Consider the following 19,062-nt stretch of genomic DNA (forward strand, 5'->3'; position numbering starts at 1 on the left):
AGTAACCCGCTTTCGAAATGGATTGTTTTCAAAGCTTTTTACGGAATGATTTTCTTGCTTTTTAATTCATCGAACAATGTGTAAAACATTTGTTCGGTATCAATAAATTCATGAAAACCAAGACGCCTCGCTTTGCCGGCATCTGAGAAAAAATCATAATCCCAGGAAAATACAAAGTCGGCAAACGCCCACGAAGAAAGCTGCTCGTAAGCATGTAGGTTAAGATTATTCTTTTTCTGAATTTCAGCCCATAACGTTGCTTTATCCGCCATCACCGTCTGCAATGGCAATGTTAAAGGCGGTGCCACTTCCATATCAAAATAGCCGGCAATTTTAGGCCAAAGGTCGTTCCAGCGAATTAAGTCCCCATTGGTAATATTGAAAGCCTGATTGGCACACTCCGGATTAGTGGCCGCCCAAACAGTCGCCTTTGCTAAAAGACCAGCATCGGTAATGTCTAACAATTTATCGTATGCACCCGGTTTTCCCGGAAAACGAAGCGGGAGCCCAAGTGCCTTTGAAATGGTTGCATACAAGGCTATTGCAAGCACCAAGTTCATGGGATTACCTAAAGCAGTGCCACCTACTACAGATGGGCGCAAGGCAGACCAAGTCCAGGTTTTTCCCACCTGCTGCTGCGCTAAAAACTGCTGCTGATCTATGTTAAATTCTGGCGGCATATGTCCGCCATCCGTTTCTTTTGCCGGTGTTTTAAACGGACCTAAATGCGCACCATATACTTTATAACCCTGCATTAAACTAACATGAACGAGCCCTTTAGCAACTTGCTCTATCGTATTCACCACGTTGACCAGCATTGCCAGATTAGGCGCAACCAGTTCAGCCCAAGTAGCTTTGTGTTGATAGGCTGCAAAAAAAATATGTGTCACGGTTGTGAGCTCGTTGAGTTTCCACGCATAATCATCTTCAGCTAAAAGATCCACTGCAATGTAAGTGGTACGATGTGTATTTTCCCTTCCGCGACGAGACAGGCCGATAATGTTCCAGTCTTCGAGACTTTCTAAATGATTAATCAGGTTGCTGCCGATTACACCATTCGCACCCACAACGAGTGCAGTTTTTTTTGGTTTCATATTCAATTGGATTTTATCTTCAATTTATTTACCAATCAAAGGTGCGGCGAAAACTATCGTTGCGTTTTGTATTAAACTATGATAAATTTGTAAATAGCTATGATAAAAAGATACAGGCAATTTCAACCCTTCAGCATTTCAGATTTTGAAGTTACAGCATGGTCACATCCGGTGCATAAGCACAACCACTACTAAATTATTTACATTAAACATGGCTCAGGCACCCATTTCATTAATTCTGCAGCTATTAATTATGCCGGAGGCGAAGTCTTTCTGATTGGCCCGGAGGATGAACACTACTTTGAGGTTACAGAAAGCACACGTTTTATATACCTTAAGTTTACGAATCTATATCTTTATCAGGAAGTGGAAAGCAATAATCCGGGTCTCCGGCATCTGGAATATCTGGTTAAAAGCAGAGAAACCCATTCATCCGCTTTCGTTTTGGAAGCAAATGATCAGCTCATCATCGGTACGTTGTTCGATGCCATTCTTGCTTTAAAAAATGATCTGCTCAAAAATGAACATATCATTTGGATGCAAACTTTAAGTATCGCCCATGTATTACAGCGGAACATGCCGGAAATAAAATCCAACCAATACCATAGTGCTGACTTGCAGGCTGTGTTTTGCTACATCCATAAAAATATTTATCAACCGGCAATGCTCAAAGCCGATGTGATGTCGGCGCAATTCAACCTGACTAAAGATTATATCGGACCTTATTTTAAACGCAATACCGGATCCACACTTCGCGAATACATTAACGCTTACCGAACGCAGTTAATTAAAGAAAGGATTGCCAGCGGAAGATTTGGTTTAAAACAAATTGCATCAGAATTTGGACTCACCGATGAAAGCCATCTGAGTAAATTATTAAAAAAATAATCCACACCATTATGCTCCATTTATTTTCTGAAGGCCAGATTCTTTTTTATACGGCTAAGTGTTTCCGGAGCGATGCCCAGGTAGGATGCGATCAGGTTCTGAGGAATTCGCGCTGTGATTTTTGAATTTGATTCAATTAATTCCAGATATTTTTCTTCCGCAGTATGGGTAATGGAACTCATCAATCGACGCTCTTTGGTTACTAAGCTATTTTGATAGAGGATTCTGAAATACCGGTCCATCACCGGTATTGCAAGCGTTAGTGCATCATAATCAGCCAGAGAAATCAGCAGTACTTCACAATCTTCAATAGCCTCGATATTAAACACAGCAGGTTCGGCAGACAGGAAACTGTTGAAATCAGAAATCCACCAACCTTCCCATCCAAACAGATTCACATGTTCGGCACCCTTACCATCAATATTATAAGTTCTCAATAAGCCTTTACTTACAAAAGCAAGGTGTTTACAAACATCTCCTTCCTGTAAAAGATATTGCCTTTTTTTAAGTTTTTTGGGACTAAAAAAATGAGGTATAGCGTCTTTGTCGGCTGCTGTAAGCGAAACTTTTTCCTGAATATGGCTGAAGAGTAATTCGAACATAGGTAATCTGATTAGTGCAAAGATAATTTTCATTGGCGCAATATCCTACGTTGTTTTCATGAAAAACCCTTGATGCAAATCAAGGGTATTATTTGATACAGGTCAACACTTAAAAACCGGTATCACTTTAAATTTGTGCTGGAATGAATACTCATTAGTTGATGAACGATTTCGAAATCGTTCAGCTTCAAAATTAAAAATATCAAAATGGAAAATATAGCTTTAGTAGTTGGTACGAGCGGCATCACAGGAAGTAACCTAGCCGAAAAACTGATTTCAAAAGGTTGGAAAACTTATGGACTTGCCCGTAACCCAGACATCAATGTTAACGGCCTTGACCCTGTTGCCGCAGATTTATTAAATATCGACAGCCTTAGAACTGCGTTGACAGATGTAAAACCTACCCATGTTTACATCACCACCTGGATGCGGAATGACACTGAAGCAGAAAACATTCGCGTAAATGGATTAATGGTTCGTAATATCCTTGATGTTTTATCAGAAAAGAAAACGGTACAGCATGTGGCGTTGGTTACCGGCTTAAAACATTATTTAGGTCCGTTTGAAGCTTACGCATCAGCAGGTTTTCTACCAGAAACGCCCTTACGCGAAGAACACCCTCGATTAAATATAGAGAATTTCTACTACGCCCAGGAAGATGAAGTTTACACCGCAGCCCAGCGGGATGGTTTTAGCTGGAGCATCCACAGGCCACATACGGTAATCGGAAAAGCTGTTGGAAACGCGATGAATATGGGAACAACGCTGGCTACTTACGCCACCATTTGCAAAGAAAATGGTCGGAAATTTATTTGGCCAGGTTCGGCTGCACAATGGAATGGCCTGTCTGATGTGACTGATGCCCGCGTCCTTGCTGAGCACTTAATCTGGGCTTCGACTACTGAGGCTGCAAAAAATGAAGCATTTAATGTGGTAAACGGTGATGTTTTCAGATGGAGCAGGTTATGGCATAAAATAGCGGATTACTTTAAGGTAGAGGCTGTCGGATTTGAGGGAGAAATTCATCCGCTGCAAAAAGAAATGGAACACGATGCCGATCTCTGGAAAGAAATTGCACAGAAATACGGACTTAAAGAAAACTCATTGAATAGACTGGCAAGTGCATGGCATACTGATCTCGATTTGGGCAGACCAATTGAAGTGATGACAAATATGGCAAAAAGCAGGAAGTTAGGCTTCACCGTTTTTCAAGATACAGAAGAGACCTTTTTTGAATTATTTGATCAGCTGCGCGAAGTAAAACTGATTCCTTAGTGATTAGTTACCAATTTTAATATGTTCAAAGTTACCAACTCTACAGGCAGCTTGCTTAGAGAGTTGGTAACTTTATTCGAATATGAGAACCTTCTCGCTTTTTATAAAGATGTTTTGAATGACATAACTGCCCCATAGGCTGTGCCAGCCGAATTTACAGCGTAAGCACGAACATAATAGGTTGTTCCACTAGATAAACTGTTAAGTGTACCACCCGCAGCACCTATTCCCGAACCATTATTGGTATAACTGTTAGAAAAAATTGTGGGCAAAGAAGTACTGGACGAATAGCATAAACCCTTTGATATAATTGTCCCTCCACCATCTGCGGTTACTGTTGCAGAAATACTAGCAGCATTTCTGCTAATCGAATTTATGGATACCATACTTACTGTAGCCAGTTTTACGGCAACGGTGTTAAAACTAATTTGTTCGCCATAAGCCGTTCCAGCTTGGTTGGTGGCATATGCCCTGACATAATAGGTTGTTCCTGGATTGAGCGTATAAATATCTCCGGTAAATACACCTGTACCACTTCCTGAAGCAATTTTGTTATTTAATATGGTTGGAGAAGTACTGGTACTCCAGCATAAACCACGGGTACTTACAAATCCGCCTCCCGCTGAGACTACATTTCCACTTCCTAGCGCCCCATTTAGCGTAACATTACCAACGCTATTGGTCACAACTGTCGCCAATTGATAATTAATAGTTTTAAACTGGATATTTTCACTATAAAGAATTTCATACCTGGTTTGAAAGTAAGCCCTTAAATAATAATTCGTTCCTGGTATAAGCCCGGTAATTGTTTCGGATATAGATCCCGTTCCGGCACCAGTACCACGATTTAATGATGAAGTGGTTGGATTAACACTCGTTCCCCAGCAGATTCCCTTTTCGATCACATCGCTACTTTGACCGCCATCAATATTTGTATTGATCAGGGCACTTACCTGTGTAACGGATGATGCAATTGGTTTAGCAACAGTGATCATACTACTTTTCCCGATAGGTACAACCATTCCTTTTTCACAGCCAGACACTAAACCAATAGCCAGGATGGTAACATATATTATATTTTGTATTTTCATTATTTATAGATTGAATCCAACCCCGATATTAAAATCTGTATACTTAAATTGTAAACTACTTGCTCCACCCATCAGGTTAAAGAGCCCCAGGCGAAGCATTAGTCCAAGCTCTAACTCCGCTCCTTTATAACTTTTACCCGTATGCGATGCGTAGCTTTTGGCATAAGAACCATTATCGCCATATTGATATTGATTGATGCCCCATAGCAATGTTCGCATGCCATATCCACCGCCCAGGTAAGCTGAAACCTTATTTCCACCTAAAAAGATACCCGCCGTATAGGCCGATCTTTTATTAATGACTTCTCCATTGTAGCTGTAATAACCGGCCATATTATAATCCGTTAGGGAAATATTATTGGTTTGAAATGCAGCAGTTGTATTATTTTTACTGCTTAGCTTTACTCTTGCAAACCAGCCTATCCGGCCCCCGCTACCAATGGTGATCACATAGTTATCTGATTTTCCTACATTGGAGGGTTCTGTAAAAACAACCCCGCCATTTACAATAAAACTTGTTTTGCCAGATCTATTAATGGGGTCTTGATAAGGCTTATTGCTCACGGAGATTGTCCGGGAGATGAATGCTGTCTGGTTACAATCTCCTTCGGCCCTTACAGAGAAAACCTCATCTGCATATAATGGCCCGGTTGAAAGTACTGCTCCAGTAGCTACTTGCTGTAATGCTGTTTTGCTGCCTTTGTACCAAATCCATTGTGCACCAGGTGCCAGGTAACCACCTACAATTTTTAAAACACTTTCAGCACCGTAGGTAATAATTTGAGCACCTTCTATACCATTAGGAATGTTAGACTTATTGTTAACCACGATTTGAAAAGACTGACAAACGGTTTGATCATTACCATTTTCGGCACGGACAAAATAAGTGGTTGTTCGCTCTGGTGAAACATTAATTGACGATCCTTCGCCAATTTTATTTCCGGTGCAACTTCCTGCATACCACACCCATTTAGCCTGGCCAAACAGTTTACCGCCACTTAAACTTAAAGCAATATTTTGTTCGCCTTCGCATATTGTATTTCTCCCTAAAATGGCTTTTGCTGCCAGGCTTCCTTGTTTCACCCTGATCTCCGTAGAAATACAGGAGCTTGATTCAGGAGTTGATGCACGAACAAATACAGTAGTCGTTCGATCAGGTGAGAGCTTAAGGCTTGTACCTTTTCCTAATAACGTTCCATTACACTCCCCGTCATACCACATCCAACTTGCGCCCGGCCCCAGGTACCCTCCTTTTAAGGTTAAGATGGTGGAGTCTCCACTTTGAATATCTTTCTTTCCGTTAATCGCAATGGGCTCCATAGAAAATGCTGTCTTGGGTTGGTATGATCCGATATCTGGTAAATCATTAGATACCTTCACATCATTATAATAGTTAGACATTTTCTTAAACGTAAAAGAATTTTCTTTTGGCGTAATAATGCCTGTTTTAGTTTTTTTGAGGATATGCAGGCTGTTGATCTGGGTTTTTAATTCATTATCGCAATTAAAAAAGTCAAATCTCCAATTGATATAATAATCCCTTATGGGTTTGATCCGTATTATTTTGTACCTGAAATAGGATGAATTTTGCTGTTCTGTACAGCCATCAGGAGATAGCAGGTATTCAATTTCAATATGGATATTTTTATCAGAATAGAGTGTACCTTTTGGCTTCCATTGGTTTTGCGCATTTATTGTACCTGCACATAAGGCTAAAAAAATGGTGAGCAGTATATATTTAGACATGTATTTTTATTTATTTTTTTTTAAAAAGGTCACTTAATAAGTATCAATGGTGAGTGGCCCATTGCAAAGGGATCTGCTAAAAGGATCGCTGGAAGATCTTGTAGCTACCTGTTTAGCCTCATAGTAATATTGGATTCCATTGGCGATCACCTTGCCGCCAGATCCGGATAGCCCATATTGACCAGGCTGGGGAATAAATATGGATTCCCAACGGCTCCATTCGCCACCGTTTTCCTGCGTTGTACGGAAGAAAAGCCTAACACTATCTGATCTTACCGTAACACGAACCCCTGTCAACTTTTCTTCACAGTTTTCACGTTTTGGAAGATTTTGCTCAGCTTGCTGCTTAACTTTCTTATTAAGCGGCTGTGATCGTTTTTTAGGCTGATTCTGAGTATTAGTATTTACATGATTCAAATCTAGCAGCGGATCTTTATGGTCTTCTGTAGCCGCAAGTTCGTCTGGTCTGGGACTAATCTGTTCATACGGTCCGGATGCAAGCAAAAGTCCAACAATTAAAAGTGCTATGGGAATACCTGCAAAAAGACTAATCTTTTTATCCAGCTTAAACTTTCTGGTCGCCACCACAGTTCCAAACACAGCGCCAGCCAGCAATCCAAAAAAGCTCCATATAAAAATGGGAGAATTTGCGCCAGACATGCTCAAAGCATGATCGATCAATACAAAGGCATTATAAGCTAGTGCGCCAAAGAAATTATGGAAAATAAGTAAGATCAGACCTACGATTATGTATTTCCATGTATGCTTGTCATTTGTACTTTCAGGTACAATAAATGGTCTTACTCGAGGCTTCATATTTGTTCTATTTTTTTAATTCTGGGCCAGGCTAATAATGGCACCAAAATGGCTACGATAAATATTAGTACATAAACCAGGTGATTTGCAGGAAGCTGCGCACTGAAATCATTCCAAACCAGCTGGGGTTTAAGCCAGCCACTCCCACTATAAGCTGCCGTAATCAGTAACCTGATGATGCATAAAAAAAATGTGCCCAAACCACCATATCTTAACAGGCAAAGCATGAATGCCCGCATCGGAAATACAGTTTTAAGGGCAAGCGGAATACGGACGGATTGGTAATCGGTTTGAATTTTAAGCGAAAGTGTATATAAATGATCTTTGATTAGCCTGGAAGGATCTACATTTAAATGGAATGTAACAGACTCCTTTCCTTCAAGATCTGATAAAGTTAAATTTTTAGGAGAAATCCAGACTCCGGGAATATCACGTTCAAAGCCAACTGTTGCACGTACAAATCCTTTATTGTTCAGGCGGACAACAATAGGATTAAAAAGTGGTTTATCCTGAATATTAAGAAAGGAAAGTTTTTCTACAGCAGCGGATAAATCAGGAACTTCCATATCTGGCGCCAATGCTTCCAATAATTTTTGCACCAGATTTCGGGAAAGCTCTTCACTCTTTTTTTCTGTTGCCAGGAGTCCAGCTGCATACTTTTCAAACTTAGAAATGACTTCACCCATCCCTCTTCTTTCGAGCCATATGGATAATGAACCATGATCTAAAGCAGCAAAAAGTGGTAACCAAAAGGTAGCATCTCTTTTTGCCCTTGTTACTAAATCTCCTGGCTGCAAGAAAAGCTCGCTTTCTACATAGAAAGGATAATTTGGTTCAATTGTATATATAAAATAAAGAAAATCACGAAATGATTCGCCTGAGGGCAAAATGGTAATAAGCACATTAAAGCGACGATGGATCCAGATTTGCAGGTGTCCAATAGCAAATTTATTATAAATCTCACTAAAAAAGTCGATGCCCATCCAACCCCAGTCCAGAAGTCCTTTAATGTTAGAAAAAGACTCTTCTCCTACCTTAAATGGCAGTTCTGCATTTAACTGGTAACATATTTTAAGAAAGCGCTTTTTGCTATTCCGCTCGCTGCTATGAAGTTCCATCAGTTCCATGGCCTGGTCAACATTCTGATGGCTGAGATAGGTAACATTCTCTTTCAGAAACACCGCATCTTCCAGGTATTTCAAGGCTTTAACCTGGTTTTCATACAATACTTCGCCAAGCTTTTCCAAACTCCTTACTTCTACACCAAAAATATGAATAGGCCTTACTACCCTATCCCTTCCCTGCCGCTCATCCCTTAAAGCATCCCAGTTGATGCTCAAATGAATTTCCTGTAACAGCGCACTGAACTGACGGTTATCCAAACCGAGCGTTTGTGCCTGTTTTTTTAAATGGGTTTGATCTGAATCAGACAGGATGCCGATTTTTTCAACCAACAGGTTTTTGATGGTCTTTTTAAATGCGCTAAGTTCTTCCATTTACTTATCTGAATGAAATTTTTGCCTGTTCTTTAATTTCCCACTTTCCGCCAATTAAGGTTAATGAACCTGGTGATTCGTTAATGATGGTACCAGAGGGCAGTGTATCATAATGGCAGGTAGGTTCCAGAAAATAATCAGCATTACTTAATGCATATTTCTGTGCTGCCGGGTTGCTGCTTACTTTAAAACTCGCCTTATTGGGTGAGAGGATGGTAATCTCGAAAACGGTATCATTACCTTCCTTGGTGAGTAATTCTGAAGCAGAAAAACCATCAACCAGATCTGCATAACGGCTATAAAATGTTTCCTGTATTTTTTGTGGTGCCTCTGGTTTATCCCAAACCACCGTGTTACTGGCTACTTCTTCTACAGCTGCTTTTTGTTTTAATGCAGCTAAACTTAATTCTTCTTTTAACTTATCAAGTTCAAATTTATCTTCTTCTCTTAAAGCTTTGACCTCATTTAGCGCATTTCTCAAGTTTTCAATTTCATGCCTAAGCTGATCTCTTTCTTCCCTGATGCGTTTAAGATCTTTTAAAAGTTTACCACCTTTTTTTTGATCATTATTGTTTCTGAATAGTATGAAGGCCAGTAAAAGAACAATTACACCTAATGCTCCGTAGAGCATATTCGCACTATAAAACCAAGAGCCACTTTTAGAAGGCGTTTCTGCATCAGCTTGAAAATCATTTTTTAAGTTGTTGACGGTTGAAATTTCTGTAGAAGAATTTGTTGGTGTAACAGGTGGCATAATTTCAATACCACTAATCTTTTCATTATAAGCATGATATTCACTAAGCTGTTTCCGATTTGAGTGCACACCACTTGTTATTGATGAATCAATTTTAGAAACAAAATTGAACAGATCTGTTTTTGCTTTAGCTTCATCCACAGTATCTATTTTCCAAGAGATCCATTTATCAATGAGTTGGCCACTACGCTCAACACTATTAACAGCAGCAAATTTCTTAATTGAAGCATAGCTATCACACGATTTGCATTCCTTCTCTTTTATAGGTTTTCCGCTGGAACTATCGCCTATCAGGAATTCTACAGATGCTATCATTACTTCCCTCTTTGCTTCGGTTACCCTACGGGCAAGAGACTGACTTCGGCCTTGAATTGAAATAGCAACTAAAAAGACCAGGAGCAATACTATTTTTTTATACATAAGTTAAGATGGATTGGATTGCGTGATAGATTTAGACAAACGGTAAAGGGTATCTTTAAATGCATAGAAGAACAGCGATTCGGGAAGCGGTTGCTCATGATCCAGCTTGTGCAGGTCTTTAAGCACTTTCCTGTAACTATCGTAAACTAGTCCTTCACCATCAAACACACCGCCATTCCATTTCAGCTCATTATAAACTGTTTTGGAATTTGTGATTTTGAAATCGCTCAGGAAGTCTACAATTTTTTTATTGGCGAGCGTGCGTTCTATAAATTCATTTACATTTTTCAACACGCCAATATTGACGGCATTATCCAACTCGAGGGTATCACTGATGGTGTTAGCAATGCCAGCTGCACTGCCTGTTTGCAGATCTCCAGACAGTACAAATTCCTGGTATTTTTTTCTTGGGTCACTGTCCGTTGCAGAAAAATCTGCATCTCTTGAGATTTCTACAAACTGATCCTGAAGATCGGCATCAAAGTATTCTATTGTACCGTTGGCTGTAATTACCTTAGGGTCTTCATTTACATGAACCTGAAATAAAGTCGGTATGCTCTGGCTGCTGTAGGCTTCAAATAGCAATTTGGTGAAATTGTTAAGTTCCTTCTCGCTTCCATTACAAAGTAATTTAAGGTATTGGCTACCTTTACCCGTAAAAGATAAATACTGTGGCAAAGGATATTTTTTAGTTTCAATGATCTGACAAATGTGATAGATAATGGCACTATAATGTAAATACAACACGATTGATAAATTCGGATTGCCATTGGTGATGGATTCACTAAAGCCAAAGCTTTTATCGTATTTAAAAAGTATACTGATTAGATCGTCAGAACTAAGATTATTATCGCTAACAGCGTTACGAAAATAATTATTATCTCTGCTCTCAATATGGTTGGCACTTTGAAAAGCCTGATAATTTTTAATAAAACCATTATCTTTAAGTTTACCTCTATAGCCACTTCCCCAAATATCATTGCCTGCAAAGCGAAAAGAGCTGGTTAAATACTTATCAGATCTTTTAGCGGTAGACTCCATAAACATCATGATATCCGTTGTACCGCCCCCTATATCTATATTTATTACATTGGCTCCGTCCTGAATACCACTACCATTCTTGGTTAAAAAAAAGTATGGCGCTACAGATTCTTTAATTGGATCTTCTATTGTAGCAATCTTTTTCTGATCAGCATTTGGGAATACAGATAGGTAAGCATCTTTTATAATTTTGGTGAGTTCGGTACGGGTTTTCCGATCCATTGAAGATGGAATAGACCAGAGTACATTAAGTTCTTCGGGTTTGCACAAATTTAGAATGGCTTTTGTTCGGATGTGTAGCATAAGCTGCTTTATAAACAAACTAACCCTGGCTTTATTGGCTATAATCTTACTTACTTCAGTATTACTTTCCAGTAACCATTTTAAATTAGTGGTGTACACTGCACTACTGTTATTATTTTCCTCCCGTTCTATATTAAACCCAATATTGAGGTGGCCAAAAAGCTCGACAACTTGTTTATCCATATTACTGAATGAAGAAATTTCGCAGGTTGCCGTACGGAATGGAAAAGAAACTGTTGAGTGTCCTCGCGATTTAATTACTCTAGGCATAAATTCACGATTTACAGTTAATGCAAGAGCCGGCAATTGTCCAAAATGATCATAACTAATACGAAGATCAGCAGATGCCAAAGGCTCATTGAGCATCACCATTTGTTGGTCAACTTCATTAATTTCAAAAGATAAGGGTAAGGGCGAATTTTTTTCCTTAAAGGCGATATGAGTATTGGAGGTACCAAAGTCAATAGAAAATGTAATTGAATTATTTAAATTCAACTTATTAAATATCCTTCCTTCAAAATTCGGAATAATGATTCCAGAGACTTCAAGTCCATTATCCTGGTAGCGGAGTTCCAGATAGTCAAAAGAATCTTTTAATTTGTAGAATCTGGATGCAGTTAGTGCAGACCCTTCTACATCCGCAGCAGTTGTGCGTTCTATTACATTTGCCTTTAACCGTTCTGGCTGACTATTATCAGCGCATACCAGATGATCATAGTTGTAGAAATTTAAGGCTTCGAGTTGAAGTTCATCATTTTTTTCTGCCAGCAGTATAGTAAAATCATTCAGGTAGTTATAGGCTGGATCTTTTTCGCTGATCTTGTAAAAAGGAAAGATCCCAATATCAGCCTTGCACATTTTAATCTGATTTCCTGAATAGGTTTTGGTAAAAGTAATTTCCCTAACGCCTTTCTTATTTTTAATCGGCACTTTTAAGGTGACTACAACCTGGCCCGGGCTGGCTTTAATCTCCAGGTTACGTTTCAAATCTTCAAAATCGAAGAAATTAAAATATTCCTTTTTAATTGGAAGCAGGAATTTAAAATCGCCCCCTACGCCTGTAAAAAACTTATTCCGGTTAATTTTAAAGGGCATTTCCATTAAATAATCCTCCAGAAAATCTCCGGTGGTTAAAAATGGATAAGTTACTGTAAGGGAATCTCCTTGTGGCAATCTGCGCTCAAATAACGGGGTATGTTGCTGCAGGAAATAATTAATTCTGGTCGTTGCATCCCAGGCGGAACGCTCTTCCATGTAATCGCCAGAAAAGTTCATGCCCTCTACCAATACCAATGGGGCTTCTACCTGGATCTGGTTTCCATCTTTATCTCGCTGCAAGGCATATTTCTGATTAGAAGCCTGGATCACAAAATCGCTTACATTTTTGATTTTTCTGCGCTTAACCTCTTCACTCTGGTGGTAGAAAAATATCTCGTTTACTTTTAGCAGCTTGGATCCAATTTCTGTTTTAAATGGAGAATATTCATCCCCCAGCTTTTTCGTTCCGTTAGGTCCCCAGTCTGTAAATTGATGTGTAAAATCAGGAAAGTAGCGCCCAACAGTTTTGTTAATATATTGCCTAAGGCCACCACAATGGGTAAATCCAGCAGGATTACTCAATAGCAATTTATAAAGGTATTCTACAAAAGAGCGGTCGCGTTCAAAAAGTGCACGGTGTTTATCTCCAAAAAATGGAACGCCATCACTCCCTTTTGGTACATTGGCAATTTGTTTATCAGCAATGTAACGATCCCAGTTGGGCGAGGTAAAAAACAAGGTTAGCGGAGAAGTTCCACCCATTAACCTGTTTTCGTAATAGATCAGGTAAATGCTTTCCGTTCCAGAAAAGCCAGATGGCATGGCCTGTGCATCAAATATTAGTGAAAAGGCTTTACCTAATAGCTGATGCGGGTGATCTGCAGGTTTGCTTCGAAGGAGGTTAAGGCTTTCCTGTACCCGCCATTCTTTAAACCATATCTTTTTTCCTGTACCAATATCAGACGAATTGGTATTGAAAAGTAGCTGAATCATGTCCAAGCAATCTGATACCAATTGATGATACACAGAAGAACCATCTAACCCATTCCTCTGGCTGTCTGATGAAACCATTTGAAACGCGGTATCAAAAAGTTCCATCCTGGCCATTGGCGATGGAATTGAAGTTCCGATTTTGGATGCACCGCGTTTAGACTGTGTATCGCTTATTTCAAAATTATCAACTCTGATCAACCCGGTTGGCGACCAGCATTTAATTTCGTTGGCATTATAGCCACTGTATTTTCTAAATGTATATGGCATATCCTTTTATTCAGTCATGGTTGGTAAGGCACCCAAAACGCTATAGCATTCTGCTGCAATCTGGTTTAGTAATTGTAGAAATCTTCGTTCTTTTTCAGGATCAGGAATGGTTTTTCTAAGATCATCTTCCATTTTGCCCATCTTTTCACTGATGAATGATTGACTTAAACCTGCATCACGCACAATACCCAGAATCTTTTTAATTGGAATTGGCTTCCCGGTTATAAATCCATTCAGTGTTTCATCAAGTTGTACAGGTTGAAAACTGCGTTCGTTTAATGCCATTTCGTTCAGCCATCCCTTAAAATGGGTACCTAAAAAGGAAGAAAGGGTTTGATAAAATAAGTCGGTATGAATATGATCTTTCAACAAATCTTTATAGAATACTTCACCTTGCAGTTGAGGGATACTATCCAGATAAATTTTCATGGCATAGGCTAAATGTGCCAAAGGCTTCATTACCTGTTGCCCAGACCAGTTATAAAAATGCCTGAAATCTACAGTAGCACTATCCTGAATAATACCATAATCGAAATATTTGGTTATACCATTCAGTGCAAGTGTTTCATCTGGTTTGTTGATGAAATCAATAATGGCCGTTGCCCCGATCATCTCTACCAAATGTGCCGGATCTAGCTGTTGATCTCCACCTGCATGATATTCATATTGCTTGGTTGGCTTATCCCATACATGGTATAGTGCATTAAGCTGCCCGGCCATGTGTTTGGCGTAATAACTTAAGGCGGCCTCTGTTTTAGCATCAAAGCTTTCTGAACTGATTTTTCCATCGCCACCTGCTTTTTTCTTCGCTTCAATTTTATAATAAGGCATTACGGTTAGGGCACCCAGTTTAATATTCCGAAGCCGGTCATCCCCCTTAATCAACTTAATCAGCTGGGGAAAACCTGAAGATCCTGTTCCTCCAAAGATGGAGCTGATGATAAAAATTCGATCCTGAGGATTGATGCTTTTCGCCACAAACTGATATTCTTTGAGGGAGGATAATCCATTAAAAACCACACATCCAATATTTGGATTTCCTTTAAAGCCTTCATCAAGGCGGAGGTTAAGTTCTGTATTTTCGTAACGTGGATGATCAGATGGGGTATCATCATAAAGTGCCCGCAGCATATCCATGGTTACATCACTCACCAGTTCTTCATGAGGATCAACATATTTGATAAACGAAGTTTCCAGGTTATCAAATTTCAACTGAAAGGAGTCGTCAATTTTTTCTGCTCCTTCCGTTTGCAATGAACTTAATGTATTTAAATTGGTATTAAAAAAACCGTTGGAAAGGTCTGATCCATCAGCACTGCGTTGTGGTGAATAAGCTGTTTTACGAATTAACTTATAAGCTTCCAATGCTTTAAGCGTTCTGGTGGTATCTGCATTCTTCGCATCTACGTCTATAATCACTGGGATTACCTTGTTCGTATTGTTAAGTTTAGACCCTGCAGCCAAAAGCATGGTGAGTGCCCGTACTACCCTTGCACCGGTACCACCTATTCCGAATATAAATGTGTTTCTTATCATGTCTAAAGATTAAAAGGGGGTTCTTTTGGAAAAAACAGACATTGGCTTAACGACTATGGATAGTATGATGAATACAATTGCGGCAAATACTGCATTCATTAAGCAAAAGCGATACATGTAACTGTCTATATCGCCAATCTTATCTTTAGCGGTCATGAAAGCAATGGCAAAGGATGCACACATGATGAGGATGAGCGTAAATATCCAATGCCCGAGTTTGTGAAAAATAGGTTTCCACCTGCCTAAGCATAAATAAAAGATGAGTACCACGGCTGAAACGACTATCAAGGTAATCTGCCCAACGGTTTGGTACACTTCTTCATCATATTCTGGAACTGCTGGGTTGGCACCCGCAATGAGCTCATAAAGCCCTGAGAAAATAGTTAAAATCATCGCTATTATTGGTTAATTTGAAATTTTAGATCAACAAGGTTTTTACCTTCGTTATTGTATGCCTCCATTACGCCATTTACAAGGTGTTCGAAAGCAAATGTTTTTTTCCCTAATTTTTTAACGTCCTTGTCGTTCATGGTTGACCAGGCCTGGTACCAGGAATCATATATTAAGGGTACGCGCAGATCAAGCGTTGCCTGATCCAGACGAAGCTGTGTGATATTTACTTTTATCACGTGACTTGCCATTTCATAATGAGCGATTTGATTTTTGTTTTTTAAAGTAACAGCTGGCAAACGCTCTGAAATATTAACATTGGCGCTACAGCCACTGGCTTCAACTTTTAAATGCTCACGCAGATAACTTAACTTTTTGGCATATGGCGGCAGGGAATTTAAATCTACCACGGCAGAAAATTCGATGGCTTGATTTTTTTCTACTTCTACGTTTTCTATTCCTGCATCACTTACTTTTCCTGCCTTGATCAGTTTATAATCACCTTTCATGCCCAGCTGGGTTAGGATATGATAGTTACTGATTTTTTGATCAAGCAATCCAAAATGAATTTCCTGCTCAGGCTTAAAATTTGGAATCCTGGCGAGTTTGGCATCAAACACTGGTAAGACGTTATTTTTGGCAATTACCCACACATAGAAAGGCCTTACTGTACCTTTAATTGCAACCTTAACATTTTGATAGTCATAATATTTTCCAAAAAAGGAAGAGCTGAAAGCATATAAACTGGCTGCCTGTTTTCGGCCCTTTAAATCGATGAATGTGGCATAAATATTGTTTTTTAGTGTTCCTGATGCCGCTTGCCTATTCACTTCTGCATTTGCTTTTACCGCTGCATTTGGAAAGGATAAGATACAATCGGAAACGAAGATGGAGATATCGCCATCTTTTGTTGTTTTAGCAATATCATTAAAGATGTGATGCAACTCTGAACTATTACTGAGTGCAATTTTAGTGGTTGCAATGTCGCTGCTAAATCTTGTTGCTTCAAATGGATAATTTCTGATGCTATCTGAAATGAAGTGGATCTTCACCGGAGAGATCTCCTTATCTATCTTCACGGCTAGATCAGAAACAATTTGCTTAAACTCTGCTGATCCGGTAAAATACCCACCCATACTCGCAGAGGTTTCGAGATAGAGGTTAACCTGCCCAATTTTTGGTGGCAGTGGGCAACCTCCAGGCTTAGGGCCTTTTACCTCTTTACATTTGTCTTTTTCATCAAGCACGCCATCTCCATCTGAATCCTTATCGCTCTTGCAGCCTTTAAATAAAGTAAGGGATAACAAGGCTATGAGCAATGCTCCAATAGCCCAAAATTGAGAACCTTTTGTTTTCATTTTCTTAATAAATGTGTTCCATAGTTTAAAAAATATGTTGTTATAGATTGATCATGCCCTTTTAAAAACGGTTAATAATCTCTTGAAATAAAATTCATGCTATTGTGCTAAAAATTGGTTGTTAAAACCCAACATATTAAAACGAATAGATTTTCCTGTATGGCCGAAAATGAATTTTCAAGTTGTTAATACCGTATCTATTGGTACTGATCAAGCGCCAGGTGCAACTGTTCCCGATAGTCATAGATTTCATCGGGTGAAGCAATTTGAAACTTTTCTCCGGCATCTTTGCCTTTTCCAAATGTCTCCAGATACTTGTTTACCGTATTGAAATGAAATCTACAAATCGGCTTTCTGTTGTTATCATCTAGCAGCACACCAAAATAAGATTGGGTATCTCTGGCCGCAATGCGGGATGAAGGAATTCGTTCCCGAAGGATAGCCTTTACAATTTGAAAAGCTTCTGTTTCCTCTTCTGTAGTGATAATCTTGTTGTCTGCAAGTTCATTAATGGGCATTACTTTGGCCTCCTCAGTTTTCTCGATGGTTTCGTTAATACTCAATGCAGATTTAAGTCTGGAACTGATTGATTCGTTAATAGACAGCGTTAGTGCTTTCTTAGCATATTCTTTAAAAGTCCCCATTCTATTGGCAGTTAATGGTTTATTAAAAAACCGGTTCACCAATAACTTCACCAGTTCATCAGATGGATGTTCGATTTCATTTTCAAATTCTTTTCTAATGGCTTTAATGTATTTCAGGCCTTCTGCTGAATCTAAAATGCTTTCGAGGCTATATTCTGTTTTTGTAAACCCCTCCAGAATTTTAATGGAACTGTCTTTAAGATCTTCAATATCAATGGTAAAGAAAGGTTTCTCATCCATAATATTAGGCTTTTCCAAATCCATGTAAAAATTATAGATGGTACCGTTGGTTAATACGCCAAATCTGGCTTTAGAAACATGGTAGTAACGGTGCAATTGCGAATTGTGCGCATCAGCTTTTTCTTTCCAGTGCTTGCATTCGAAGATAAGAATGGGCTCGCCGTTTTTCTTAATAACATAATCGATCTTCTCCCCCTTCTTGGTACCAATATCGCAAATGTGCTCCGGAATTACCTCCGTAGGGTTAAAAATGTCGTAGCCTAAAATCTGGATAAAAGGCATAACGAATGCATTTTTAGTGGCTTCTTCAGTATTAATCTGGTCTTTTAAGCCGTTCACACGTTGGTGTAATTGCTCCAGCTTTAGTTTTAGTTCCATCTGCTTTCGGGGATAATCTTTTTATTATTAGTTATCAACCAAAAGTATGAAGCAGCAAAAGGCTTTCCTTACGGGAAACCGTAAAGCTAAATACCGTTTGAAAGATTAGACGCTTAAGGATTCCATCTATACAAGGTGATAGGAATTAGGGAGACACACGCTCAACCGTAATGTTAGACTCTAAAGTTACTAACGCTAACCGGCTGGATGCATACTATAGATTTAGTAACTTTGATAATTCTAAATCAAATTCAGATAGGCACTAAAGGACTTAACTGCTCCGCCGGAGCCATTCCAGCTTAATTTCTGCGAATAACAGTTCAGAAGAATGTTTAATTCACGAGACCTTTTCGATCGTTTCCACCCCTTGCCAACTTTTTGTTGATAAACGGGCTGCTCTTTATGCCTGGCAATTTGATGTGCAATGGTTTCCACAGCAATGCTTTTTATGGTATCGATTTTGATTTTTTAGGCATGGGAGTGCCTTTACCGCTTTTGCCGTTATTTCTTTGAATATAGTTGTCGGTATGGGTTTAGTCCAGTACTTCTGCCTTTATGCTGCCCTGCCTTCAATAAAAGTTAGGAATAGGAACATACATTTGCTTTCTTCAAACCATGTTTTATTCTAACTCAAAAGACAATTATGTATGAGCTTAAATAATGTTATCCTGCTAAAAACTACAGGATAACAA

At 39.2% G+C, this 19,062-nt stretch carries 14 protein-coding genes and 1 pseudogene; 3 read left to right on the forward strand and 12 right to left on the reverse strand.

The window, feature by feature from the left end:
* Positions 1-38: 38 nt before the first annotated feature.
* Entirely contained in the window at positions 39-1,094 is a 1,056-nt protein-coding gene (locus GJU39_RS15910; protein WP_154281976.1) for an SDR family oxidoreductase, read from the reverse strand.
* A 204-nt stretch (positions 1,095-1,298) separates the two neighbouring features.
* Between GJU39_RS15910 and GJU39_RS24315 the strand changes: the two are divergent.
* A pseudogene (locus tag GJU39_RS24315) lies at positions 1,299-1,406 on the forward strand (hypothetical protein); the annotation flags it as partial.
* A gap of 54 nt (positions 1,407-1,460) precedes the next feature.
* Positions 1,461-1,982, forward strand: a complete 522-nt coding sequence (locus tag GJU39_RS15915; protein ID WP_154281977.1) for a helix-turn-helix domain-containing protein — start codon at positions 1,461-1,463, stop codon at positions 1,980-1,982.
* Between the two features lie 20 nt (positions 1,983-2,002).
* Here GJU39_RS15915 and GJU39_RS15920 read toward each other — a convergent pair whose 3' ends face one another.
* The gene (locus GJU39_RS15920; protein ID WP_154281978.1) at positions 2,003-2,584 is read right to left on the reverse strand and encodes a Crp/Fnr family transcriptional regulator; all 582 of its coding nucleotides are present in this window, start codon (positions 2,582-2,584) and stop codon (positions 2,003-2,005) included.
* A gap of 207 nt (positions 2,585-2,791) precedes the next feature.
* Here GJU39_RS15920 and GJU39_RS15925 point away from each other — a divergent pair, with 207 nt between their 5' ends.
* Positions 2,792-3,859 carry an SDR family oxidoreductase gene (locus tag GJU39_RS15925; protein ID WP_154281979.1) on the forward strand — a complete coding sequence of 356 codons (1,068 nt, stop codon included), beginning with the start codon at positions 2,792-2,794 and terminating at the stop codon, positions 3,857-3,859.
* A gap of 101 nt (positions 3,860-3,960) precedes the next feature.
* On the opposite strand, the gene GJU39_RS15930 is transcribed toward GJU39_RS15925, so the two are convergent.
* From GJU39_RS15930 to GJU39_RS15975, 10 genes are all read right to left on the reverse strand, one after another.
* On the reverse strand, positions 3,961-4,950 hold the full coding sequence (locus tag GJU39_RS15930; protein WP_154281980.1) for a hypothetical protein: 990 nt from the start codon (positions 4,948-4,950) through the stop codon (positions 3,961-3,963).
* 3 nt (positions 4,951-4,953) lie between these two features.
* Positions 4,954-6,696, reverse strand: a complete 1,743-nt coding sequence (locus GJU39_RS15935) for a hypothetical protein (RefSeq protein ID WP_154281981.1) — start codon at positions 6,694-6,696, stop codon at positions 4,954-4,956.
* Positions 6,697-6,729: 33 nt separating this feature from the next.
* On the reverse strand, positions 6,730-7,512 hold the full coding sequence (locus GJU39_RS15940) for a hypothetical protein (RefSeq protein ID WP_154281982.1): 783 nt from the start codon (positions 7,510-7,512) through the stop codon (positions 6,730-6,732).
* The gene (locus GJU39_RS15945) at positions 7,509-9,008 is read right to left on the reverse strand and encodes a hypothetical protein (RefSeq protein ID WP_154281983.1); all 1,500 of its coding nucleotides are present in this window, start codon (positions 9,006-9,008) and stop codon (positions 7,509-7,511) included. Before GJU39_RS15945 ends, GJU39_RS15940 begins: the two co-directional genes overlap by 4 nt.
* Before the next feature lie 4 nt (positions 9,009-9,012).
* Positions 9,013-10,182: a hypothetical protein gene (locus GJU39_RS15950; protein WP_154281984.1), complete on the reverse strand. Its 1,170-nt coding sequence runs from the start codon at positions 10,180-10,182 to the stop codon at positions 9,013-9,015.
* Positions 10,183-10,185: 3 nt separating this feature from the next.
* Complete coding sequence (locus GJU39_RS15955; RefSeq protein WP_154281985.1) at positions 10,186-13,824, reverse strand: acetate and sugar kinases/Hsc70/actin family protein; 3,639 nt, start codon at positions 13,822-13,824, stop codon at positions 10,186-10,188.
* Between the two features lie 6 nt (positions 13,825-13,830).
* Positions 13,831-15,360 (reverse strand): tubulin-like doman-containing protein, encoded by a 1,530-nt coding sequence (locus GJU39_RS15960; protein ID WP_154281986.1) that lies wholly within the window; start codon positions 15,358-15,360, stop codon positions 13,831-13,833.
* A 9-nt stretch (positions 15,361-15,369) separates the two neighbouring features.
* Positions 15,370-15,753 (reverse strand): hypothetical protein, encoded by a 384-nt coding sequence (locus GJU39_RS15965; protein WP_154281987.1) that lies wholly within the window; start codon positions 15,751-15,753, stop codon positions 15,370-15,372.
* Positions 15,754-15,758: 5 nt separating this feature from the next.
* Positions 15,759-17,108: a hypothetical protein gene (locus tag GJU39_RS15970; RefSeq protein WP_154281988.1), complete on the reverse strand. Its 1,350-nt coding sequence runs from the start codon at positions 17,106-17,108 to the stop codon at positions 15,759-15,761.
* Between the two features lie 197 nt (positions 17,109-17,305).
* The gene (locus GJU39_RS15975) at positions 17,306-18,370 is read right to left on the reverse strand and encodes a type I restriction endonuclease (protein ID WP_154281989.1); all 1,065 of its coding nucleotides are present in this window, start codon (positions 18,368-18,370) and stop codon (positions 17,306-17,308) included.
* Positions 18,371-19,062 lie beyond the last annotated feature (692 nt).

This window comes from Pedobacter petrophilus (genome assembly GCF_009674725.1).
GTDB lineage: Bacteria > Bacteroidota > Bacteroidia > Sphingobacteriales > Sphingobacteriaceae > Pedobacter > Pedobacter petrophilus.